We start from the raw sequence: 24,013 nt of genomic DNA, 5'->3' as shown, positions 1-24,013 counted from the left end.
AAAAGTGCCCTAATTGTGGCCATGTATTCATAGAGTACGAAGTTAACTCCAACTCCTCTTTTCTATCATCTTTCTCTCCATCTGCTAAATCTAACAGAGAGGAAAAAGAACAATATAGATTCGAGTAACAGAACTAGAAATGATATAACTAACATTTCCACGCTTGTATTTACCAAATTTGTAATCCCTTGTGAGAATATTGCTGAAGCTGTAGTTGGTAATATGAGCAAAGGAATGTAAAGAGACTTAGGGAGGAATGTATAGGGATAAAAAACCGGTGGTATTATGGTTAAAATGCTAGATAAAAGACCAGCAAAACCCCAGCCATATCTCGTATGAGGTACTAGGCTAGCCAAGAAGAACCCTATGGAGGATGTTGCAAACAAGAGAAGAGTAATATCAATTAATAATGGTATAAAGTTAGTTAAATTCAAAACGTGGTACACTAATGCAAGTATAATGTATAATATAACTCCCGGAGAGGAGTATAGTAAATTTGCAAACATTAATCCCATGATATAGTCACTAGGGCCTATACTAGTTGCAACCAACAAATCTTGAAGTCTACTTTCAAGTCTTAAGAACACTAAATCACCAATTAGTGAGAACCCATTGTTGGCCATAACGCTAATTAATCCTCCAACAATGGCGAACCTTACGAAATCTCCCCTCGTGATAATGTATATTAAAAACAGTTCAGCTAGAGGTATGCTGAGATAAGTTAATACGTATACAAATCCTCTCCTTATTGAGGATAAGCCATAAAATATTGTAAAAGCTAAGAGAAAACTACTCCTCAAGAGTCTCACCACCGTAAATTATGAACAGATCCTCCAAAGTAATTGGCTTAATAACATATTTCCCTACATAATCAGATGCCTCATTCCTATCTATATAACTAATCCTTAATCTTCCTATCTTATAATCACCAATTCCCTCCACTCTAACCTTATTGTCAAATTTAGCCAAAAGCTCCTTTATGCTTCCTTTAGCTATTAGCTTTCCCTTATGAAGAAGGATTACCTCATCCGAGAGCTCTTCAGCTTCTTCCATATAATGTGTAGTTAACAAAATCTTGCTCTTTATACTCTTTAACACGGACCAGACTTCTAACCTAGAGTATGGATCTAACCCTGTAGTTGGTTCATCCAATAATACTAGCTCAGCATTTGATGCTAAAGCCATAGCGACGAAAATCTTCCTTTTCATTCCACCTGAGAGTTCGTCACTTGGTTTATCCTTAACTTCCCATAGCCCGACTTCTTTGAGAGCGCTCCTAGAAATTTCAGTAGCCTCTTTAAACGATAATCCCCTAGCTGTTAAATACATGACCAAATGTTCCATGGGACTAGCTATGCCTATTGACTTAGCCTCTTGAGGTATTGAAGCTATTATTTTTCTAACTTTCTTGGCGTCCTTCACTACATCATAACCTTGAACCCTAGCAATTCCGCTAGTGGGCAATAATTGAGTTGAAAGAATTCGAGTTAGCGTTGTCTTACCAGCCCCGTTCCTACCTAAAAGCGTAACTACTCTACTATTCGCACTAAACGTTAAGTTATCCAACGCGATAGTCCCATCTCTGTAAACCTTAGTAAGGTTAATAGTTTCAAGCACAAATCTATATTAATGGACGCTTGCTTTAAGTATATAGGTTTTATAAAGAGAAATAACAATTCAACATCTAGAAATGCAACCGTTGAAATCCATATAAATAAGGAATATGAAGAGGGGTTAAAAGGATTAGAGGAGTTCTCCCATATCATAGTCGTTTATCATCTACATTTAGCTAACTTTGATGGAAGATTGTTGAGGGAAAGGAAAGGAGTTACGGTAGGAGTTTTAGCAACAAGATCACAATTCAGGCCAAATCCTATAGGCATATCTATAGCTGAATTGATCGAGATTAAAGGTAATATTATAATAGCTAAAGGTATAAATGCATTTAATAATACTCCAGTTCTGGATATAAAGCCATACGATAAATGGGATAGGGCAGAGGAAATTAGAGTTCCAACATGGCATGATGTTGTGTGATATTTCCATATATTAGAGAAAGAATATATAGTTTAATGCAATTCATATAATTATGTATGTTGCAGATTTGATAGTTAGAAATCCAGTTACAGCAAAGCCCGAAATGAGTATACGAGATGCTGCGAAAATTATGAGAAAGGAAAATCTAGGATCACTTATAATAGTAGACGAGACAAATAAGCCAATTGGGATAATTACTGAAAGGGATATTTTAAGAGCGGTCGCTGATGAGATATTATTAGATTCTCCAGTTTCTACAATCATGACGAAAGGTTTGATAACTATTTCTCCAGATAAGGATGTTACAGAGGCGTTGATAATCATGTATCAAAATAACGTTAGACATCTGGCAGTAGTTGGGCAAAATGGTGAATTGGTAGGAGTAATATCTATCAGGGATGCAGCCAAGGCAGTTAATCTATTGGCACTTGATCTGGCAATATGGTAAGTTATCTTACTAAAGTAAATTGTTAAAACCATAACGAATTAAATATTGGCAACAATCTAATTCCATATTATAAATATTTTTTAGTACTAATTTAGTAGATGAGTTTAAATGTGATAATCCGGAAAAGGAGAGGATGAAAAATAAATTTATAATATATTTTATTTTATTCTTATTTCTGATATCATTGGGTATTATCCCATTAGAACATGCTAATATACAAAAAGAACAAGTAATCATACAGCAGTATTCGACATACTTAATACGAAATGGTGAGTATCTAAATTACACCGTGGTAGGTGGAGTTGAAGACAAGACGATCTACAGCAATGTAACACAAGTAGGAGTCAGCTACAATAAAACTACATATTTGCTTAAACCGTTAAATTTAGTATATTATAATAACTCAATAATAAATGTTTCAATAGATGGAGGAAAATTAAAAATATATAGTGGTATCCCACAACTAATTAAGGCCATACTCTATACCTCAGGTCTACAAGAAGTAATATGGGCTGGATATCTATCAAAACCAGCCTTTATTTCGACTTACGCTTATGTAAATGGGAGTGGCACCTTAGAATTACAATATCTAAACGGTTCTTCTACATATAGCTTAAATGTTTCTATTGGTCACAACCAAAAACTCTCCGTTCCCCTTATAGGCTTAAACTATGTAGCGTTTACACTGAAATCATATCGTAATATAACGATTTCAACTGAGTTACCCATGCCATATAGATCATTTGAAAATATAAGTTACTTTTACGTCTCTATGTCATCATTTTTCAACAACACGTTTTTACCCTCAATGATTTGGAGATCAAACAATATTACAGCAATTGAGTTCTTTGGAATTGATGACAATATTGCAGGATTCGTGGAGGTAAATGGATCGAGCCTATTAATCTTGAAAAATCTTAACGCAGAATACTATACGCCTAAGTACGTTATTACTACAACAATTAATAATAGGATAATAATGTTAGGAATTGGTAATAACAGTGTGGAAAGCACTGCTAATATTACGTTCTCTTACTTCGTTGGTGTTAGTAAACAAATAGGATTATTATTTAGTATTGAAAATACGTCAAGTGTATACTTGGCTTTTGATAATGGTAGTGTTTATGATATTGAAATCTCATATCCAAAAAATATATCTGTCTCCAATATTACAATTCAAAATACGGTGTTCTTAGCAGAAAAAATAATTGTTGTCCCTAACTCGTCAATCTCACTAATACCAATAACACCTAAATATAACGGCACATTTTTGATATTGAAAGAGTTACCTAATAGTTCAATATTATTTATAAATGAAACGGACTTTTTCATGCGCAACAGTACCTTATACCTATTAACTTTAAAGCCTGGTGGAACGTATTATATTGTATATTCTGACCATCCATTACTTACAATAACACAAACTAAACAACCTATAATACCATATGGAGCCAATAATCTCGTTTTAATCTCTGGAGTAGTTGTAATCTTGTTAGTTATCGTATCAATAGTTGCAATAAGAAAGAGAAGATCGTAGTACATAAAGTATATAAGACGTGCTTCGTTAAGTGTAAATAATGAGAGTTTCTAAATCCAATAAACCAAAGGAAATATGCCCAATAGTTTCCGCAATAGCTGTAATTGGAAGCGAACCGAAGCTGTTAACAATAAGGTATTTACTTGAAGGACCTAAACGATTTAATGAACTTCAAAAACTTACCTTGTTAAGCTCTAAAACCCTCTCAAAGACACTAAAAGAATTGGAAAGTTACGGAATAATTGAGAGGAGAATTATAAACTCTCGTCCGGTTATAGTAGTTTATGAATTAACAGATAAAGGCAAGGAACTGAAGAGAGTATTCGATGAACTTAGAAAATGGGGAGAGAAATTTACTCTATCACAAATTGCTATAACAAATAGCATTCGAATGAACGAGAATTTTTAGAACTAAAAGGAAACTGACTCCCTTATATAAAACATATTAGTCAGATCTATATTACACAGATTTGGCTGGGGTGTAGGCCGTTAACTTCCTTGAGCGTAAAGCTCCATGCAGAGCTTAACCTCCAATTCGGACCGGAAGTTAGGCTTGAAGCCGAATAAAAACATAAGGGTATACATGGAGGTTCCAGTTACAGGAAAAGATGTATCAAAAGATAAAGTAGTCATGTATTTCCAAGGCAAATCCTACGAGTTGCCAAATGATAGGCTAGGTTATGAGGACATATTCACATCTCGCCTAAGGGTTGTAAAGTGGATATATTGAAAAGGCACTACATGGTTTTAATGTCACTTTTCATGATCGAATATTGTTCGTGTATACGGATATTCTTTACTTTCATAATACCATGTTTTTCTTGCATAATATCAACTACCTTCAGCCCCTAGAAAAATTTACTTGCACTCCTACTCGGGGTTTTATCCTATATAGTTATAAAGACTTACAAGGATCAGTTTTAACTTAAGATGCTGAAAACGAGCGAATTGATAAAATCAACCAGTATAACTTGTATTGATAAATATTGATTTCCCTTATTATTTAATAAGAGAAGCTTTATATTTATATGAATTTTTGCATATAATAATGTGTTAGTTCAATATTCATACTCCTTATATAAGGAAGAACATTTTATAAATTTTATATACAAATGATGGCAGCATGTCCACACTCAATATTCTGATAGTTAAGTTTAATTATTTGGTGATTAGATTATTCTTTGGTAAAAGATGGAGAAAGTGGTAATAAAGAGAGTTGACATCCAAGGAAGGATAGTTATACCAAAAGAATGGAGGGACAAGTTTAACACTGACGAGTTCATCCTAGTTTTAAAAGACGATAGGATTGAGCTTTACCCCCGTGTTTCAAATTTAACAAAACTTATTGACAGCATTGATGTTGAAGAATTGCCAGGTGATTGGCATGAGCTTAAACGTAAAGTTTATAGATTCTAACGTGTTTATATATGCATTACTGAAACCAAAACGTTCAGTTGATGAAAAGATTGTGAAAATGAAAGAGAAAGCAAAGGAAATATTGACGCGAATTGATAACGGGGAGGAAAAAGTTCTAACTACTGTAGTTCACATATCTGAAATTGCTAACGTAATTGAGAGCTTATCTAACCTCACGACCTCAATTAAGGTTATCGAAAACGTGATTAACAACGAGAATATTCTCGTTAAAGAAGTCACAGTCCAAGATTACACTGAAGCTGTTAAAATAGCCAATGAGGAAAACTTAAGCATCAACGATGCTCTGGCTTATGTTATAATGATGAAAAATGGTATCAACGAGATTTACACTTTTGATGAAAAACATTTTAGAAAATTGAATGTGAAGATCTTGTGAATGTCCACCTCGAAGTGTAACTATTAAGCTAAATATTACTAGCTAGCTTAGAGTTTTTCTTACTGAATTAACTTAAAGTTGAATGAATGTACCAAGTCTAACTTTCAACAATCCTCTTTTTCAATAATAAAAGCTTTTTTAGCACCTCCTATTTCACCTTAATGAGCCCTTAAACCCTTCGTGGATGGATAGGCTCATTAAAAAAGGGTATAAAAGCTGTAAATAGGAGTTTGGAGGTTATCAAATATTCATGAGATACAGTTTTATGGTAAAGAAAATTAATTCTAGAATTTATAGCTTAAGGACGATATCATCTCTACACTTTAATACGTTATTAGCAAGGAAACTATAAGAATATTAACATACGTATACGATCTATTTAGGTAACAAGCTCATCCCCATCTTTACAAGACGACTAATGTTTCTTAATACCTTAGACTTAATTTATGTAAATTATCTTTTTATGGTTTTTAAGTATTCTAAACTACGTATGTTCGATGTACATATCTTATCAAGTTCTCACTTCTTATTTCAGAGAAAACTTTTGTAATTACGAGCATAGCTCTGATATTGTAAACCCCCGGCAAAAATATATTTAATAAATATATTATGTAGAGTGAGATCGAAAAACTCAATATAATATGTATGTTCTATATATTCCTCTATATTATATGAGTATGGACATGGTGTCGTCATTAAGGTATAAATTTTTACGTTTTGTAGAAAATCCACTTAGTTTATTATGAATTTTAGCCTAAAAAATACGAACTTAATTTTTTGTCGAAAAGTTTGTAACATAATAACGACATTATATAGAAAATTCTCCATTTAAGCTAGAAAAACGTTTATTAATACAATAGATTTATTTTTAGGGAGATGATTTTGGATCTACCATGAAAGGGAGTATTTCCTTTAGAGTTGGAAAAATTCTGAATAATTTTCAATTTAAAAATTTAAAATTTTTATACTATATTTATTCCTACAATATATGGCGAGGCTTTTAGTCGTAAGGCGCAAGCTACAAATTAGGTGGGTACAGATTATAGGTATAAGAAGAACGTGGGAAAATCTAACCTTCATAAAAATTTTTATATGAGAATCATCACACTCTAACGTAATGCCAATTAAGGGAAAAAGGAAGTATAAGGTGGAATTCGATGATTATACGTTGACTTCAGTAAATGGAGAAATATCATTAATCGATCAATTAGGTTCAAAGGTAGATTTTTCTAGGTTAGAGATAGGAGATGACGTAGCTAATAAAATAAATTCTGATCGATATTTCTATTACAAGATAATTCCACTATCCAAATATTTCGATATAGTAACGTATAGCCTCATCGATAGTATAGTAAAAGTGGGTGGATTTTATGGAGACCTATTGGAAGCGTGTTATTTGAAAGATAGGAAAAGTGGAAATAATGATTATAATTATTTAAAATATGCCTTTGGCAAGATTTCAATAAACAACGTGAAAATATATGACACGATAGCAGATGAAGCAGTAAAGAAGCTTATAGAAGAATATGGATGGGACTTCATAAATATATATGAGAATTTACGAAGTTTATTTAGAGTGTCAGTTGAAAAAGCTTACAATAAAGTAATTGAAAGCTTAGACAGGAAAAGGGAATTGGACGCCTTTATGGTCTATATTATATACTCCTACGATAAAAATAAGGCTAAGGAAATTCTAGAGAAAACCGTGATTACACCAAATTTAGACTACAATTATGAGTATGTAATCCCAAGATGGGGGCTAATAGGAATAGATGATAATATTATAAAAATGTTTAGCGAGATGGGAGTAAAGGTTCACAAAGATTCGCTTAAATTCAATGAGATTAAATTCCTTCTAGCAAAAATAAATAATGAGAAAGTTGAATTAATTAGTTAGATAATTCACGTTCCTACGTAGACCTTTCTTCCATCTTTAAGAACTAATAATAAGCATCTCTCCCCTTTCCTCACATTATAATACATCACCTTACCATCTATCGTGCTTCCGGCGAATATAACTCCCTTATATCTAGCAAAGCTACATATCTCATCTGGAGGTATCACTTCTTCAATTTTTTCAATTTGATCTCTAGGGAATGAAATGAAAGTAGATAACGTAGGTATTTTTATCGTAACACCTTTTTCATTAATCTCTACGCTCATAATAAAAACTCTCATTTTATGAATAAAAATGTTTTGAAACATGCAAAAATTAAGGGATTTTCATAAAGTGTGTCCTACTTAAACCGGAAATTATGAACTTAAGCTATGAAATTGCCGTTAATTTGTATTAGAAATCTTTTTTAGGAGTTAAGGTTACATGTATCTGATTTTCCTCGTGAAAGTCGATTAGGTGATAGTCCTCTTTTATGAATAGTCTTTCTAACGTTTTGAAGTTATATGCAGATATCTGCTTAAAAATGTGCGCTATAGTTATTCATTCCATTACAATTGAATCATAAAATTGTTGTAAATTAACCTTCCCAAAATTTTTCTGTGCCTTCTCGTTCAAAAATCTTGCATATTTTTATGCATATGTAAGTACTCTTTATTTTAAACAACTAACTGACTGATTAATAAAAATTTAAATTATATCATGAGTATTTTTAAATCATGATAAAAGTAGTTAAAAGAGATGGAACTGAAGAGGAACTTATATGGGAAAAGATTGTAGTCAGCGTATTGAAAACAGGTGCACCAGTTAACGTGGCTAGGAAAATAGCTTACATGACTGTCGGAAAAATATACATGGATGGAAAAGATAAGGTGACAGCGAAGGAATTAACAGGTATAATTCTAGGATTTCTAAGGAAGGAAAATGAGGAATGGTATAAGAACTGGATTATCTACGATAGGGCAGTCAAGAAGAGAGAGACTGAAAAAGAATTACAAAAATAAAAAAAAAAATTGCCTTTTAACTATTATCATCGCCTTGTGGATGGATAATGAGTAGTGGCTCATTGCTAACGTTTAAATCTCCTCTAGGATGCTGGGATACTTGGAATATAATTAATATTGAAATCTTGTAGGACCCACTCGTTAAACTGACATTGGCACTATCGTTTTCTGGTGTAAGAATTATAGTATGGTTGTTTATCTTTAATTCTACCGTGAAATTGCTGAAAACCTTTTGAAGTTTCTCAGCATGGAGCAAATCTATTGTATATGTTCCATTAGATGAAATGTTGATTACTGCAGTAGCAGTTGTATTGCCCTTTTCCCCAGCAGATAGATTACCTAAGTTAATATATGCTGGTATTATTTGCGCTTGACCTTGTTGTTGACTTACCATAATATGGTATGATATATACGCTAGTGGTCCATAGCCCGCTACACCAGCAGTTGTTAGTCCCGCTACAAATGCACCCGCTATCACTAAGGCTAGTAGAGCTGTTTTCATTAAGATAGTCTAAGTGTTTAGTTCTTTTAAGGATCACGTTTCGAAACGCGTTCCAATTAAAGTGAAACATAAAAAGAGACAACAAAACTGAATGAATCCCCTAATATAATAACTTTATTTAGTAATTATTTCAAATACTAAGTTTGGCTAAGATTTATCAAAATATTATAAGTCATATTTATGATAATGACTTACCCTTAATAGGGAGTCTTATTATTAATTAGTAAATTGAGAAACTGATAGAGCTCCAATAGTCTATTTCCGTTGTACTAAAAATTTATAACTTCAGATTTTATGTTCAATTTTAATACTTAAGAGATAAGAGAACTATGCAAGAGACCTACCTCTTTCCATACACTACAGAACCACGTAAAGAAAACATAAAACCAGTAATCCTAGAACACGAAGATGGAGATTTAAAGTAGAGGATATGGAAAAGTTAGTGAGCCTTAACTAAGTGTTAGGGTAAAATGTAGTATCTTTATTGTTACATACTACCTTTCTCAACACCACTTAACTTCCCAACAATTGATTCAAATGTTTACACAATTGAAATTTGCAATGGCGAAAGATTCCTCACCATAATGTTACTATATAATTAAAAAAATTAAACGTAAAATTCCGTATTAAAAGAGAAAAGAGGTTCCCAACTAAAATGATGTTATTTAAAAGACTTTCTACATAAAGTTAATTTATTTAGAGGCTTGCTCTTCTTGAACAATTACCTCTTCTTCACTTATTTCCTCTAAACTCTTACCCTTAGTTTCCTTAACAGCTATTAGAGTTACTATCGCGCCTAGTATTGATAGCACTGAAAGCATTATTAAAATATTCTTTATTCCTATCGAGGCCAAAAGTGTAGGGAATAGGTAAGTAGTTATTGCAGCCCCCAATTTACCTGATGCTGCACTAATCCCATGGCCAGTAGTCCTAGCCCTAGTTGGGTAAGTTTCAGCAGGGAGTACAAAGGTTGTAGTATTAGGACCAAAGTCTATGAAGAAGAACGATAGTGCGTATATTAAGAATCCAAGTTCAGCTGGAATCGTTAAACCAATTACCTTAGTACCGCTAACTATTAAGAATGAGGAAACAACTGCATAAATTATCGCCATCAATATAAAGCCTTGCAACTGTATAATTCTTCTTCCTAACTTATCCATCAAACTAACTGCCGTGAAGTAACCGAAAAATCCTACCATATATGGCAAACCTTGTTCTAATATTAAATTCGCTATACTACTGGGTTTTCCTAATATTAATTGAGTTATTGCACCAGAGTATATTCCAGTTCCATAAAAAGCTATATCAAGGATAAACCATGGAACTGCAGTACCTATTAGTGTTAGCCAGTATTTAGATAGGAACTCTGACAGCGATATAGGCTTCGAGTAAGCTTTCCTTTCCTCGATTTTACCACCTAGGAACTCAGCAGCTTTCTTAGCTTCTTGTACACTACCCTTCACTAACATTGAATATCTAGGAGTTTCTGGAGTTTTTCTTCTAAGGTAGATTACAGTCGCTGCCGGTATAGCACCTATTGCTGCCATCACCCTCCAAGAAATATCTAAGGGAAACGCTAAAACAGTACTAATCCCTACTGCAACTGCCGCTAAACTACCTAATCCTTGATTTGCAAATACTAAAGCTATCAACTTACCTCTGTCTTTAACATTAGCATACTCACTCATTATAGTAGCCGAAATTGGGTAATCTCCACCTATTCCTAAACCCATTAATGATCTGAAAATAATTAGCCAATATATGTTTGGAGAGATAGCAGAAAGTAAAGCACCAGCTGTCATTAACATTGCTTCAATCCCATATATTGCCTTCCTTCCTATCTTATCACCCAAGAAACCAAAGACTAATTGCCCAATTATTGCCGTCCATAACGCAGATGACGCTAAAAGACCCTCCGTAAAACCATTAAGTGGAAAATTAGGGTCATGCAACTGTATTAAAACGTCCAGAATTGCACTTATTATGAACAAATCATAAGCATCAGTAAAAAATCCCATACCGGAAGTGTACCAAACTTTAATATGGTTAAAAGTTAGTTTTAATGAATCAATGGAAGCAAAAGGCGTTTTTGAAATTCCTTTATCCATTTTTTCTCATGCCTATATCAGCCTCTGCTATTATATATTTTACCTATAAAGTAAATATAATCTATTGTCAACTATATAATCTATATAGCCCCCTTTTTTGCTTAAACATTTGTAGATGAGATTTAAAAAACTCTAGCGGAATATCTTATTTATAAGCAAAATTAGAATAGTTAATAGAGAAGATATAATAGCTGCAAAAAGAAGCGGAATAGTGTCTATATTTAACAATAAGGACTGGGGTAAAGCAAAATAATATCCCTTGTTAAAGCTTATGAAGTAGGTTGATCCTTTAGTGGTTACGTATGGAGCATTAACCAGACTATAGTGTCCACTTACGTGGTAAATTCCTGGAGAGCTAACAAAAATTGAATAGCCTAAGAGTATTTTGCCGTACATGAAAATGAAACTAGGCTCTTCTGAGGTTATATTGTAGATTGGTAAATAAATTTCACTTTTGTTAACTATTATCAATGCAGTAGTTGAGTTAACAATTACAAATGATAAATTTTCACTAGCCAACGAGGATTTGACTGGAAATGGCGTTTCTACTCCATTGGTTGTTATTACAAGGTTTTTGTCAATTTCAACTGCGGGAAATACTCGTTTATTTGATATGTTATAGAAGTAAAATGTGAGATTATTGGAGTGCACTAATCCAACCTCTAAGACGGGTATCCCATTAACACCCCTAATAATGTTAATTAGATCCTCAGATGAGTTAAATACTGTAACTGGAGCATAGGTGTAGTTGTAAGTTAGTATATAATATGAGGGAGGAGAGGGAAGAGGAGGCAACGTGTCGTTTATCTTTAATGTATTCAAGATTTCTGTTCTAAAAGTGTATAGATTACTAATTTCGCCCGGAAGTGCCATTTCTTCTCCCATTTGTATTATTCTGTTCAAATAAATTGGATTAGGATAATTCATTATCCATATCGTTAAGTTTAGGGGGTTCATATAAGGGATAAGAAATGTCGCGTTAAATCCACTAGTCTCAAAACCACTCCATAGTAAAAACTTTCCTACAAATATTGAGAATATATTAGGCAGATTTGTTGAAATACTCAAGGTCCAGTTAGGGAAATACGATATTCTAACTACATAGGTAACTGAAGTTATATTTATTGGAATGAGCTTTTCGTCTATAATACATGATGAGTTAGAATAAGAGTAAAGAATCTCTGAACCGTGAAGTTGATATGAAGAGTAATTCACTACGACATTACCATACGATATTAAAGATGAAAGGAAGAAAATTAAAGTTAGCATGATGAGTAGGAATACTCTCATATAACATACATTGGGCTAAATATTTTAAGTGTTACCAGTAAAATAGTAATACCATGAGGAATAATCTGTTACAATACATTGCTGGATTTCTAGGATTTATAGCATTATTTTACGGAATATTCTCTCTACTCAGTGAATACAAATTTCTTGAAATTAAGTCTCTAGAAGTATTTATATTAATCTTTTTTGGTTTTTTTGCTATCACTTATGCATTTACTGACAGAATCATGATAGAAAAACCGTTTGCACTTACGTTTTCTGTCATATTGTTTTATCTTGCACTCTTTAGTCCATTACCCCTTACAAGTAAAATACTACTTATTACAGGTGGGATAGTTGAGACACAATTGACATCGAGAAGGGGTATCGGAGGAACATTATACATAATACTTGGTATCTTAACACTCCTTTACTTCATATATATACATTTCATTGAATTATCATCAACACTTTCCTTGATAGGAATTGGATTATCCTCCCTTATTATAGTGTTAGGTAATAGGGATAGAAAAGTGAAAGCTATCTCATATTTCGCCTTCCCAATTGGTATCCCGTTAATAGTTTATGGTATTAATGGGTTCTTTCCCCTGTCACTAAATCCAATATTCATTATAGTGGGATTAGCTATAGTGTTGCTAAACTTAATTCCGAGCAAGGGAGCAACCAGTAAAGATAATGGCCTAAAACTTGACGAGAAATTATGTAGTGATATCCAAAGAAATGAGTGCAAGGATGTTATTGAGATTTACAAAAAATATATGGTTTACATTCCTCAACATTGTCTGGACAAGGTAGTGTTATGTATTGTAGATCAGAACGATATGCAGGATTTTAATTTAGTTGTAAGTAATAGCTTAGCTCGAAGTGTCGCTGAAAAATATATAGATAAAATGTCACCGGAGATGGTATATTCCCTGGCATTTTTATCAAACAGAAAGAAAGAGCTGCTGGAATTAGCATGTAATAAGGGATATAAGAAAGCATGCGAGCAAACTAAGCCGGTTTTAGATCTTAGGAATTGGGATCCTAAGGTATGGGTAGGAAAGGAGATATACAATTACAACATTGTCGATATAATCGGAGTTGGCGGTACAAGCTATATACTAAAGGGTGAAAAGGATGGGAATTTCTATGCCCTCAAGATACCATTAATAAATTACTTAAATAACGTAATGGATTTAGTTGGAGAATCGTCCAAATTGATAGAACTTTCTACTAAATCCCCCTATATAGTTAGACTATACGCAATTTATGCAGATCAGCTTGATGTAAAGGAGATCTTAGGCGGAAATTCAGAAATTTACTATAATAAGCCGCCTATGTTAGTAATTGAATTGATGAAAGGTGGATCCATAAATGATGTGATAAATGTCAAAGAGTTAGTGAGAAGTGAATATTGGAGAAAAATAGTATTTATTGCCACAGCGAGGATTGCTGAAGCACTAGAGACCATTCATTCTGAAGGATATGTTCACTGTGATATCAAACCTCTAAACATATTATTTAACGAGAAATTACCTCCAAATGCCAGACTAGCCCATGATAACTTGAAGAATGGTAAAATTATAGTTAAGTTAGCGGATTTAGGTTCTGCAGTCAGAGCTGGTGCAAAACCATTTAGTTATACTCCAGCATATGTACCATTTGACCTAGTTAAGTCAACTGCCTTTGGAGGAATTTCCCCAATGGCTGATATATACGCATTAGGAGCTACTGTGTACAAATTATTAACTGGAGTCCCATTAAATACTAACGCAATGATAGAAGCTATAGATAAATTTGATGTTAGTAAGGATATGAGATATTTGGATAATTCTTTATACAATACCAGGAATTTGGACTTGTTAAGAAAGTACGTGGATAAAAATACTTATACCTTTATAGCGAAAATGGTGGATCCAGATCCTAATAAAAGGCCAACTAGTAAGGAAGTAAAGGAGTTTTTCTATTCTAAGATATAAATACTATTTAAGGACCTTATTTAACGACTAAAACCGGAACATTGGACTTTGAAACTAAAGCATTCGACACACTTCCCAATATGGCTTTCTTAATCCCTGTAAGCCCTCTACTACCAGTTACTATTAGACCGCATCCTATATTATTACAGTACTGTAATATTGAGTCAGCTACGTCATTACTTTCCAAAATTTTTTGCACTATCTTATAATCGCTAAGTTCACTTACTACCTCATCTTGCATTTGCTTTGCTCTTTGCTCACTCTGTATTATGACTTGTTCTGGACTTCTGGGTGCTTCTTTTATTATTGTAACTAGGTGTATTTCGTCTTCCTTTTTAATTAAATTTAATGCAAAAAATAAGGCATTTTTAGCGTGATCTGAACCATCATATGCTACAACTACTTTCATATAGATAATTCTCTATCTACAGTATTTTAAAAATTCCTATCATAGATATTAAAAAGTTTGTATAAACAAGATGAGCAAGTTAACCGTTAAGAAATATATTAACGAACATTTACGGCTTTTATCTTTTTAAGGTATTCATCTATGGTTATTACATTATTATTTTCATCAACAACTAGTGTTCCCGGAAATCCTTTTCTAGCTTTTAATATATACCAGGAAACCACAATACCAGCAAATACGGTAATCATTAAAAGCTGAACAATATCCATTTGTAGTACAGATTGAATATCTCCCCAAGAGTTTACTGCAGTTGCTGTAATGGGTATTACTATATTCGCTATTCCTAAACTATTTATCCTCCAGTAAAATACTGGAGCTCCGAAACCATCTAATATTCTACCTAGGAGCCACAACACTCCCTCAACTGCAGCTACCTCAGTGAAAGCCCTAGTAATACCTAATACAGAAACAGATAACACTGCAATTATGGCTGTTGAAATACCGATTATTGCTGTCGCTACCAATGGTTCTCCACTCCTATTAACTTTAGTAAAAATCTTAGGTGCTGCTTTTTCCCTTGCTAAATTAAATAGGATTCTAGCTGCCCCTATCGTTGTCCCTATATTAGATGCTAACAGACTATTAATTGATAGCATTAATGCTATATAAAACGCGATTACTCCATATTGTATCATTTCTACGAATAATGGTTGATTCGAGTTAGCCAGACTATTTATCGTGCTGGGCCACAACACTATCATAGCGTAAGTTCCTAAAAACATGGAAATACCGCCTATGATTAGAGCTAACCACATTCCCTTAGATACATTCTCATGAGGATTCTTTGTCTCTTCGCCTAGGTAGGTAGCGGCTCCAGCTCCAGATATACTTACAGTAGTTAGCACGTATGCTGTAGCCAAGTCTCCAAAATTCCTAAATTTAGGTACAAAATAATCGAAATGAATACCCTTACTTAACGATAAGAAGAATAGTGAAATTAACAACGCTGCTTCAGCCGTAGCGCTTATGGTTACAACGTATCCTAGTAATTTTTTAACGTGAGTAAATGAAATCAATGAAGGATAAGCTACGCTAAAACCGATTATAGAATAAATTACCCAATTTGGAATTATAATTCCCAAAATGTCAGATACTGCTGATAATATTGTATAAACTGCAATTACATTAACAACGTTTAAAAGTGTATAGGCTACCATCTCAGTAAGTGCTTCTAAAAACGCAAGTTTTTTACTTCTCCACGCTCCATAATTGAAGTTATAGTATCCTCCAGCAGATGCAAGCTTTTTAGTGTACATTGATAAGGTGTAAATCCATAAGGCACTTGTTAGTAAGGATAAAAATGTGGTGAATATAACTGAAGATCCAGCATACAATATGGCAGCTGTAGTTGTTGAAACTACACTACCTAAAGGTGCTGTTACTGCCATTGCTTGAGCGTAAGTTTCCTTAAACGATAAAACGGCTTTCTTAAGCTCCATGGTATCTCCCTTTAAGCTTTACTGTCCTAAAAGTTTAAAAATTTTCCCTAAATTAGGGCAGAGAGTTTCATGAAAGCTTAAAAGACTTTCCCTTGAAAAGGTTAAAGATTGGCTTATAGGACTACTAAAAAGTATTCAAATCAAAGACGATTAATTCTTACAAATACGTTTGACAAAAGATTATAATGGAAAAAATTATTTACTTATTTTCACAATTAACTCTAGATTTCTCTTTAAATCTTCAAATCGTATTTTCATTTCAGGTGGCATTGGTTTCTTAGGAGAAATAGAATTTATAATTTCTAGAGATTTCCTAGCTTTCTCAACAGCAACGTTCTCGTTTTTATAAGCGTCATAATATGCCTCTCTAATTAACCTAATCGCTTCCCTCCACTTCTTTAAGTCATCCTCTGTTAATATCCCTTCCTTGATGTGATACATCTTTATATCGTCATCAACTAATGGGGCTTCATTATTTAGAACCTTCCATAAAACGTTCTTCACATCTTCCATACGTTATAATCTAAAATAAAAAGTGGAATAAAAAGTCTCATGTGTATTTTAATGAAGTTTGTTGTTGGGGTTCATAAGGTCCAAATCTTTGGGTGAATTTCAACATTATACTAACGCCAGCATTTCTCACATTCAATAAAGTATTGATAAATTCGTTTGCGGTTAAGCCGTCTATAAATATTGGTTTAGATACTTGAATAACATTAGGAATTTCTTGATTTGGAGGTAGGGCTACAAAATCCACTCCATACCGTAAAGCTTCCAATTGTAAATCTATTATAAATTTTATTCTTTCCTCCCTATTTAGAGCCATTAAAGCACTGACATGAGATGGATGTATTCCTATCCCCATTGCTATAATATAGAATTTTGAACTATCATTTACCCTCACTACACTAATAGTAGGCCCACCTTGCGGAGGCGTGGCAACAACGTGAAAGAATTCTTTAGCTTGAGGCGGTCTACTCGCAACTAGTCCTAATTCCTTTAACCAGTCCTCTATTTGTTTATCCATCGATTTGTCAAACATAATCTTCCCTTCTTACTTCATTATCTGCAACTCCCTTATCTATATATTTTTTCACATTCAAACAAGCTATGAACATTGCCCTCTTCATTATGCTCTCATTACCATAAGCTCCAGCAGTGTGAAGCGTTCCAGTAAAGTTATCTAATTCCCAAAGCTTTGTATTATAGAAATCCTCCTTACCGTTTTTTCTCCAAAATACATCAGTCCCAAACCTCACGTCTTGCCTCTCCTTAAGCAACCTATAAATACCTTCTTCATCCACTGTCTCACCTCTGCCTACATTAACAATTATAACATTACGCTTTACATCTTTTAGTAGATCATAATTTAAAAGACTCCTAGTTTGCTTGTTTAGAGGTAACGTATCGACAATTATATCAGCCTCTTTAATTTTCTCCCTTATCATGATCATTCCGTGCTTTTCATCAAACCATTCAGGTTTTTTGAATGATCTGGAAATGCCTATTACATAATTTCTAAAAGCCGTTTTACCTATCCTGGCAACTTCTGACCCTATGCCACCCCCACCTAAAATCAATAACGTTTTTTCAGAAACATCGTAAACTATAGTCCTCTTTTTTGTTCCCACACCTTTGGCTGATGCTAAAATTAGAGCCCAAGCGTGTTCAGCTACTGATAAAGAATAGGCACCAGCATTTGAGAATACTTTAACATGTGGAGGAATTATAGAGAAATTTAAATCATCAACTCCTGCTGAAAACGTTTGTATTACCTTAAGGTTAGGCATCTTATCTATCAGATTGCTGTTTACTCTTCCTGGCCACGTTAGCAAGATCTCTGCGTTTTTGTGATCTTCTTCAGTTAGATTCTCATCTTTAACATTAATTATATTTTTACACTCGTCTGGAACTTTTTCTGTAGATATTATCTTCATAAACCCTACTTTACTTCATAGGTTTTAATATTTAATACAAGAAAACTCTCGTCAAAAACCGCTAAGTTTCAAACTCTCTATTAATTTTCTTCCCTCTTCAGTCGCTTTGTATTTATCCCCAATATGCTTTATTAATCCATGAGACTCCAATCTATTTAAATACATCCTAACAGATTTTCTACTTAGATTTAGATTAGTAGATATATATTCCACTGTTAAGCCGTCTTCCGCTTCTTCAATTAACTCTAGAATCTTCAACAAGTTGTATCTACATTTTGTATCCACTATAAAATCGGAAGTTAAGGGAATATATGCTAAAAACGGACAGCTAGAGAACCTATAATTATGATGTTTAGATATTAACAAACCTATATGAAATAGAGTAATACTTACGGCAAATAATATTGATCTTTTGATAGGCATCGATAATATGAATAAGGGATAATATTTATCTCTTGTTCCCAATTCTTTAGGTTTTTACATGGAGCTGACCATGTTATTTTGGGAGAAAAATTTATTAGTTAGAAGATCCTCATGATATTTACTTATGTAAGTAAATTCTCAACAAGGATTTAATCATACTTTTGCAATAGATAAGTAAATTTAAATAGGGGAATTTAGAAGATAGCGTGTGAGCAGCAAAAACAGAATATTCGTAAGGGAGACTTCTGGTTTAATAAAGAATGTATCGTTATGGGACGCAGTTGCACTTAACATAGGCAATATGTCAGCTGGAGTAGCTCTGTTTGAATCAATATCACCATATATACAACAAGGAGGAGTGTTATGGTTAGCATCGTTAATTGGTTTTATTTTCGCTATACCGCAATTACTAATTTATGTAATTTTGACGTCGAAAATTCCAAGGACTGGTGGAGATTACATATGGATTTCGAGAAGCCTAAATGGTGGTTTAGGATCTACAATGGCTCTGGCAGTGATGATAGAATCTACAGCTTACTTCGCACTGGTAGCGTTTTTCACGTCTTCCGCCATAAACACTGCCCTAACAGTAATAGGTGAATATCAACACTCTCCTGCGCTCTTAAGCATAGCCAACAACATAATAGTCGACCCATATGCAGTAACACCAACCTTACAACAAAGTTTAACAATTTATGGGATTTCGGCGTTAGTTTTCGTAGTGATAATTCTCCTTAACATATTTAGGGCTAAGTGGGGGTATAGAGTAGTATCAGTGTTGGGAATATTTTCAATGGCCACGTTAGTCTTAGCAATGATAGTTTTAGCGCTTAATTCAGGTGACTTTTACTCGAAAATTTCAACATTAATAACCGCTAATAATCTTAATGTAACTATTCCCTCATCTAGAGGATCATTTTTGCCTTCTTCGATATCTTGGTCTGCTACATTATTCCTCTTACCGTTCTTCGCATTATATACATATCCTTGGATGCAAGCTGGACCAGCAGTTGCAGCTGAATTTAAAGGAAGGAAGACCGTAAAGTGGAACTTACCAATAGCTCTAATACTCACTGGAATATTGGTAACATTAGCGTTTCTTGAGATGGATTTAATTGGAGGTTATAATTTCAACTTAGAAGCTTATCCGACCTTCTTATACAACTTCTGGACGGCTGCAATAGCTGTAGCGTCAAATCCCATATTACAATGGATAATCGCATTAGGGCTAATAGTATGGAACATATACATACTTGCTTACGGTGTTATAGTATTTGCTAGATACGTTTTTGCATTGTCCTTTGATAGAGTTTTACCGACTAAGTTCAGTGAGGTTAATAAACATGGTTCACCAGTATACGCTCACGTATTCGATCTCTCATTAACTTTACTGTTGCTTTTAGTTCCGGCATTTTCCATAGGCGCTGCACTTTCCCTTTATGGCGCTACAATACTAGGAAGTCTATATTTTCTCGTGGTAAGTGTAGCTGGTATTGCGTTTGGAATTAAAGAAAGAAACTATATATTATCCATAGCAGGCTTAATTTCAGCTGGTTATTTCGCATATCTGACTTATGTAGCAGCAACGAATCCAGACTTTGGATTCATGACTTCTAATGGACCTAATTTAATCACAACAATATTTGTGATAGGGACGCTTATTGTTAGTGCATTAGTATACATCATTTCAAAGATTATTCACAAAAGGAAAGGCATTGATATAGATTTGGCATTCAAGGAAATACCACCTGAATAAAGTTTTTTTAAGATAAAATTACTTATCTTTTTATTATGAAGCTCGTAAGAAGAGAGGAGTTTAAAGCTAAAAATCTAATTATGCCATTAATACTTATAATCACTGTTATAAATCCAATTTATGAGAGTCTAGAATTTAAGTACGAGTTTCTCTTTATGCTAAGTCATTATTTGTTAGTACTTTCAGGATTACTCATAGGCTATAAGATTCTTAGAGGAAACTCTTATTATTCAGTTTTAGGAATTATTCCTATAATATTCTGGCATATGCCACTATTTTACAACTTAGCTGGAGCTTACATTGCGTACAGAATTCTAGATAATATAACACTATTATTAGGTGGGATATTGATTGGATCTTATATACCATTAATGAGCACCGCCATAAAATTGGGCTTGTTAGTATTATGGATGGCTGCTGATAGTGTACTTTCAGTCATACTAATAGTTGAATGGCCCAATTATTCAAATTCCATTTATCCATTTTCACCTTGGCCATTGAGTCAAGAAGTTTTAACAGGTATAGTGATGTTCTTCACTATGACAGTTCTCTTCATAATTGCCTTAGTGAAAATATTAAAATCGTCAACTTTCAAGCTTTTATAGTCTCTACAGAATCCGTATTAATGATTGGAGTATTGCCATATTTCCCCTTTCCAAAACCTAAGATACTATTAATAGGTTTGCCGTCAAGGTCAAACAAGAAAGATTTATGAACAAATAAAATTCCTCTCGGGAGTGAGGTATCCCTCTTAAACATTACCCTAACCTTACCATATTTTGTTGATAAATAACCTATTCCCTCAAATTCTGAATTATACACAATACCCTTCCTATCACCATATATCTCCTTAAATTGGCTATTAGTATAATTAGGATGAGAGGAAAAAACAATGATATTACCATTAGGTTTCTTGAGTTTATCTGGAAATGGTTTTACTCTTACCTTATCTTCTGGATATCTAGGTAACAACTTTACGAACCCTTTAGTCTTTAGCTCCGTAACGTTAACCCCCGTAGCTTTACCTATAGCTAACCATTCGTCCTCAAATACAACATCGTCGGTAATCTCTAGTTTTACTGCTAGCATTCTCATTAATTCGACCTCAGTTAAGCCTCTTTTAGGTAGCATTGGCTTATTGTAAACTAGATAATTATGCCAATAACTGTAGACAACATCCTCTTTCTCAAGATACGTAGGAGCGGGTAACGCTACATTAGCTATCTTCGCAGTCTCAGACCAATATGGATCATGCACAACAAGAAATAACCTACCCTCTTTTACAGCCTCATATATTCTGTCGGACATTGGTAATGAATGTAAGGGATTAGAGTTCCAAACAAACATGAAAGTTATTTTACCCTCTTCAACCTCCTTGCCAACTTCTGCCATGCCTACTATTCTTGAAGGAGAGTGCTTGTGAAGCCCTCTCAAATATCTAAAATCTATTCCAAGTCCATGAGAATTGGCATAGAAAAACCCCTTTTTCATCCCAATAAGTGCAGGTATTAATGAGATTAGTGAAATAGCGTCACCACCGTTTATGCTCCTGCCTAGCGCAAATCCAATAATCGTTAAAGGTCTTCTATAATGATACATTTCAGCTAACTCATTAATTTTAGAAGAATCCAAACCAGTAGCTTCCTCAATTTCTTCATCCTCAAATGAGAATATATATTCCCTTAATTCCTCTGGATTATCTACGAGTGACAAATCGACCCAATTTCTCTCAAACAATCTTTTCATGATTCCTATAGCTAAATACGCGTCACTTCCAGGTTTCACAATGTAATATTTATCACTCCTCTTAGCGGTTTCAGATACTCTAACATCGATCGTTACCTTATACTTATCTTTAATCAAGTTCCAACCATGAATGAAACTAAATACTAATTCACTTCCCCATATGATAAATGAATCATATTTAGGGAAATCCTCTGGTAAAGCACCTATTGAATTACGATAATGTAACTTAATTGCCTCATGACCTTCTGAACTGCATATTGAGTAGTCTATTGATGCTGCACCTAGTACGTTCCATAATCTTGCCGGGAAATACCACGTTAATAGACCTTGGTTTCCATCATAGTCGACGTGTATAATTTCCTCTTTTTTCCGCTTTCTTATCTCCTTAGCTATTAAGTCTAATGCCTTATCAATACTACTTGGCTTTCCTTCTATGTAAACGTTATCAATTCTGTTCAACGAGTTCCTCTTTAAATCCGCTATACCCCTAGAACACGTAAACCCATTAAAGGGAAATATATCAAGTGGTTTATGATTATCGTCAAATATACAAGTATCATAACAATCTCGTGTACAAGCGTGAACCATTATTTTTATAATGGGAAAATACAGAATTTAAGTTTGAGTGAAGAGAGCGACCGTAGCTGAAATGTGACGAAATTCCTTTAAGCTGAAAACCTTAGCAGAATTGCGATTAGAATTGCGTAGATTCCAAATAGAGATAATCCTTCTTTGACTTTTATGTTTCTATCCTTTATTATTCCTAAAGCCAATAGACTTGTAGCTAGTATTAGCAAAAGGTATAGTAGAGATGGTCTAAGACTAACTGTTTGAGAAATACCTATTATACCTAAGAGTAACGTCATGTTTTCCAATTTACTACCTATGAAATTCATTAATGCTGTGGTTACACTTGATGGTGAATCAGATATTAATTTTATTGCAGTCAAATTTTCTTCTAACTCTGCTGCAATAGGAGTTATTAGTATTGCGAGTATTAGTGGTGAGACATTAAACATGCTCGCAATGCTACTTATAGTGGAAACCAAATACTTGGATGTAAAAATTAATGGTAAACCTCCTATTATAACGTAAGTTAGTCCCTTTATTATATTGCCCTTATTCTTTCCATTTTTAGATATATTTCTGTAATTTTTATATCTTCTATAAATATAGTATATATAAGGGGAAAGCAAAAAGAGACCTATATAGTAGTTTAGCTTACCATATGCAACTGCTATACCTAAGATTATGACTGCTATAAGAAATGAGCTATATTCTATATTTATATCACCATCTAAAGTAATAGTATTGGACTTATACTTTAGATAATAAAAAATAGAAACAAGCCCTATCCCTAAGGTAAGTAGCAATATGTTCCCGCCTAAAGCAGAACCTAATGCAATATCATAAAAACCGCTTAAGACGGCTTGAATTACAATAATAGTTTCCGGTAATGCGTTTATAAAGCCTAATATTAATCCTCCAGCTATTCCTTTGCCGAAAGACCTCTCTAACTCTCGTGTCCCCTTAGCCATTAAAGTAGCTGACAATGCAACTAAAATAAGTAAGGCTATCAGCTGTAATATTAAAAACCATACCAACTTAATTAAGATTTATGTTTTACTTCCCTATAAGCTATAATTAAA

Annotated in this window: 26 protein-coding genes; 12 read left to right on the top strand and 14 right to left on the bottom strand. The window is 33.6% G+C overall.

Going from position 1 to position 24,013, the window contains the following annotated elements; genetic code table 11:
* Positions 1 to 65 precede the first annotated feature (65 nt).
* Together J5U23_RS01895 and J5U23_RS01890 are read right to left on the bottom strand one after the other, a co-directional pair.
* Positions 66 to 809, bottom strand: coding sequence for an ABC transporter permease (locus tag J5U23_RS01895; protein WP_218259209.1), 744 nt, complete (start codon positions 807 to 809; stop codon positions 66 to 68).
* The gene (locus J5U23_RS01890) at positions 790 to 1,617 is read right to left on the bottom strand and encodes an ABC transporter ATP-binding protein (RefSeq protein ID WP_218259208.1); all 828 of its coding nucleotides are present in this window, start codon (positions 1,615 to 1,617) and stop codon (positions 790 to 792) included. Before J5U23_RS01890 ends, J5U23_RS01895 begins: the two co-directional genes overlap by 20 nt.
* Positions 1,618 to 1,629: 12 nt before the next feature.
* Here J5U23_RS01890 and tsaA point away from each other — a divergent pair, with 12 nt between their 5' ends.
* The 8 genes from tsaA to J5U23_RS01850 all read left to right on the top strand — a co-directional run bounded on the left by tsaA (position 1,630) and on the right by J5U23_RS01850 (position 7,732).
* Positions 1,630 to 2,037 carry a tRNA (N6-threonylcarbamoyladenosine(37)-N6)-methyltransferase TrmO gene (gene tsaA, locus J5U23_RS01885; RefSeq protein ID WP_218266750.1) on the top strand — a complete coding sequence of 136 codons (408 nt, stop codon included), beginning with the start codon at positions 1,630 to 1,632 and terminating at the stop codon, positions 2,035 to 2,037.
* A gap of 52 nt (positions 2,038 to 2,089) precedes the next feature.
* On the top strand, positions 2,090 to 2,485 hold the full coding sequence (locus J5U23_RS01880; protein ID WP_218259206.1) for a CBS domain-containing protein: 396 nt from the start codon (positions 2,090 to 2,092) through the stop codon (positions 2,483 to 2,485).
* A 133-nt stretch (positions 2,486 to 2,618) separates the two neighbouring features.
* On the top strand, positions 2,619 to 4,022 hold the full coding sequence (locus J5U23_RS01875; protein ID WP_218266749.1) for a hypothetical protein: 1,404 nt from the start codon (positions 2,619 to 2,621) through the stop codon (positions 4,020 to 4,022).
* Positions 4,023 to 4,062: 40 nt separating this feature from the next.
* Positions 4,063 to 4,431, top strand: a complete 369-nt coding sequence (locus tag J5U23_RS01870; RefSeq protein ID WP_218259204.1) for a winged helix-turn-helix transcriptional regulator — start codon at positions 4,063 to 4,065, stop codon at positions 4,429 to 4,431.
* 174 nt (positions 4,432 to 4,605) lie between these two features.
* Positions 4,606 to 4,752, top strand: a complete 147-nt coding sequence (locus J5U23_RS01865) for a hypothetical protein (protein WP_407690810.1) — start codon at positions 4,606 to 4,608, stop codon at positions 4,750 to 4,752.
* A 461-nt stretch (positions 4,753 to 5,213) separates the two neighbouring features.
* Complete coding sequence (locus J5U23_RS01860) at positions 5,214 to 5,438, top strand: AbrB/MazE/SpoVT family DNA-binding domain-containing protein (RefSeq protein ID WP_218266748.1); 225 nt, start codon at positions 5,214 to 5,216, stop codon at positions 5,436 to 5,438.
* Positions 5,407 to 5,835, top strand: coding sequence for a type II toxin-antitoxin system VapC family toxin (locus J5U23_RS01855; RefSeq protein WP_218259202.1), 429 nt, complete (start codon positions 5,407 to 5,409; stop codon positions 5,833 to 5,835). Before J5U23_RS01860 ends, J5U23_RS01855 begins: the two co-directional genes overlap by 32 nt.
* 1,117 nt (positions 5,836 to 6,952) lie before the next feature.
* A complete protein-coding gene (locus J5U23_RS01850) occupies positions 6,953 to 7,732 on the top strand; it encodes a hypothetical protein (protein WP_218259201.1) in 780 nt (259 codons plus the stop codon).
* 5 nt (positions 7,733 to 7,737) lie between these two features.
* On the opposite strand, the gene J5U23_RS01845 is transcribed toward J5U23_RS01850, so the two are convergent.
* Positions 7,738 to 8,040 carry a hypothetical protein gene (locus tag J5U23_RS01845; protein ID WP_218266747.1) on the bottom strand — a complete coding sequence of 101 codons (303 nt, stop codon included), beginning with the start codon at positions 8,038 to 8,040 and terminating at the stop codon, positions 7,738 to 7,740.
* Positions 8,041 to 8,448: 408 nt separating this feature from the next.
* Between J5U23_RS01845 and J5U23_RS01840 the strand changes: the two genes are divergently transcribed.
* Positions 8,449 to 8,733: an ATP cone domain-containing protein gene (locus J5U23_RS01840; protein WP_218259199.1), complete on the top strand. Its 285-nt coding sequence runs from the start codon at positions 8,449 to 8,451 to the stop codon at positions 8,731 to 8,733.
* A gap of 16 nt (positions 8,734 to 8,749) precedes the next feature.
* Here J5U23_RS01840 and J5U23_RS01835 read toward each other — a convergent pair whose 3' ends face one another.
* From J5U23_RS01835 to J5U23_RS01825, 3 genes are all read right to left on the bottom strand, one after another.
* Complete coding sequence (locus J5U23_RS01835; RefSeq protein WP_218259198.1) at positions 8,750 to 9,235, bottom strand: hypothetical protein; 486 nt, start codon at positions 9,233 to 9,235, stop codon at positions 8,750 to 8,752.
* A 692-nt stretch (positions 9,236 to 9,927) separates the two neighbouring features.
* Positions 9,928 to 11,343 carry an MFS transporter gene (locus tag J5U23_RS01830; RefSeq protein WP_218266746.1) on the bottom strand — a complete coding sequence of 472 codons (1,416 nt, stop codon included), beginning with the start codon at positions 11,341 to 11,343 and terminating at the stop codon, positions 9,928 to 9,930.
* Between the two features lie 132 nt (positions 11,344 to 11,475).
* A complete protein-coding gene (locus J5U23_RS01825) occupies positions 11,476 to 12,633 on the bottom strand; it encodes a hypothetical protein (RefSeq protein ID WP_218259196.1) in 1,158 nt (385 codons plus the stop codon).
* 53 nt (positions 12,634 to 12,686) lie between these two features.
* Here J5U23_RS01825 and J5U23_RS01820 point away from each other — a divergent pair, with 53 nt between their 5' ends.
* Complete coding sequence (locus tag J5U23_RS01820) at positions 12,687 to 14,594, top strand: serine/threonine-protein kinase (RefSeq protein ID WP_218266745.1); 1,908 nt, start codon at positions 12,687 to 12,689, stop codon at positions 14,592 to 14,594.
* A gap of 16 nt (positions 14,595 to 14,610) precedes the next feature.
* Here J5U23_RS01820 and J5U23_RS01815 read toward each other — a convergent pair whose 3' ends face one another.
* From J5U23_RS01815 to J5U23_RS01790, 6 genes are all read right to left on the bottom strand, one after another.
* Positions 14,611 to 15,003, bottom strand: coding sequence for a universal stress protein (locus J5U23_RS01815; RefSeq protein WP_218266744.1), 393 nt, complete (start codon positions 15,001 to 15,003; stop codon positions 14,611 to 14,613).
* Positions 15,004 to 15,101: 98 nt separating this feature from the next.
* Positions 15,102 to 16,502 carry an APC family permease gene (locus J5U23_RS01810; RefSeq protein WP_218266743.1) on the bottom strand — a complete coding sequence of 467 codons (1,401 nt, stop codon included), beginning with the start codon at positions 16,500 to 16,502 and terminating at the stop codon, positions 15,102 to 15,104.
* Between the two features lie 195 nt (positions 16,503 to 16,697).
* The gene (locus J5U23_RS01805) at positions 16,698 to 17,015 is read right to left on the bottom strand and encodes a hypothetical protein (RefSeq protein WP_218266742.1); all 318 of its coding nucleotides are present in this window, start codon (positions 17,013 to 17,015) and stop codon (positions 16,698 to 16,700) included.
* Between the two features lie 37 nt (positions 17,016 to 17,052).
* Complete coding sequence (locus J5U23_RS01800; RefSeq protein ID WP_218259190.1) at positions 17,053 to 17,544, bottom strand: DUF2299 domain-containing protein; 492 nt, start codon at positions 17,542 to 17,544, stop codon at positions 17,053 to 17,055.
* Positions 17,537 to 18,439 carry a 2-hydroxyacid dehydrogenase gene (locus tag J5U23_RS01795; RefSeq protein ID WP_218266741.1) on the bottom strand — a complete coding sequence of 301 codons (903 nt, stop codon included), beginning with the start codon at positions 18,437 to 18,439 and terminating at the stop codon, positions 17,537 to 17,539. The genes J5U23_RS01800 and J5U23_RS01795 overlap by 8 nt, the downstream gene beginning before the upstream one ends.
* A 51-nt stretch (positions 18,440 to 18,490) precedes the next feature.
* Positions 18,491 to 18,862, bottom strand: a complete 372-nt coding sequence (locus tag J5U23_RS01790; RefSeq protein WP_218266740.1) for a winged helix-turn-helix domain-containing protein — start codon at positions 18,860 to 18,862, stop codon at positions 18,491 to 18,493.
* Between the two features lie 208 nt (positions 18,863 to 19,070).
* Here J5U23_RS01790 and J5U23_RS01785 point away from each other — a divergent pair, with 208 nt between their 5' ends.
* Positions 19,071 to 20,618, top strand: a complete 1,548-nt coding sequence (locus J5U23_RS01785) for an APC family permease (protein ID WP_218259187.1) — start codon at positions 19,071 to 19,073, stop codon at positions 20,616 to 20,618.
* A gap of 35 nt (positions 20,619 to 20,653) precedes the next feature.
* Positions 20,654 to 21,223 (top strand): DUF1404 domain-containing protein, encoded by a 570-nt coding sequence (locus tag J5U23_RS01780; protein ID WP_218259186.1) that lies wholly within the window; start codon positions 20,654 to 20,656, stop codon positions 21,221 to 21,223.
* On the opposite strand, the gene J5U23_RS01775 is transcribed toward J5U23_RS01780, so the two are convergent.
* Together J5U23_RS01775 and J5U23_RS01770 are read right to left on the bottom strand one after the other, a co-directional pair.
* Positions 21,210 to 22,952 (bottom strand): molybdopterin-dependent oxidoreductase, encoded by a 1,743-nt coding sequence (locus J5U23_RS01775; protein ID WP_218266739.1) that lies wholly within the window; start codon positions 22,950 to 22,952, stop codon positions 21,210 to 21,212. The genes J5U23_RS01780 and J5U23_RS01775 overlap by 14 nt on opposite strands.
* Before the next feature lie 77 nt (positions 22,953 to 23,029).
* A complete protein-coding gene (locus J5U23_RS01770) occupies positions 23,030 to 23,968 on the bottom strand; it encodes a sodium:calcium antiporter (RefSeq protein ID WP_218266738.1) in 939 nt (312 codons plus the stop codon).
* Positions 23,969 to 24,013 lie beyond the last annotated feature (45 nt).

Origin of the sequence: Saccharolobus shibatae B12, from assembly GCF_019175345.1 — an archaeon.
GTDB classification, from domain to species: domain Archaea; phylum Thermoproteota; class Thermoprotei_A; order Sulfolobales; family Sulfolobaceae; genus Saccharolobus; species Saccharolobus shibatae.
The sequence above is the reverse complement of the archived record's forward strand: the minus strand, read 5'-3'. Positions and strand labels throughout refer to the sequence as shown.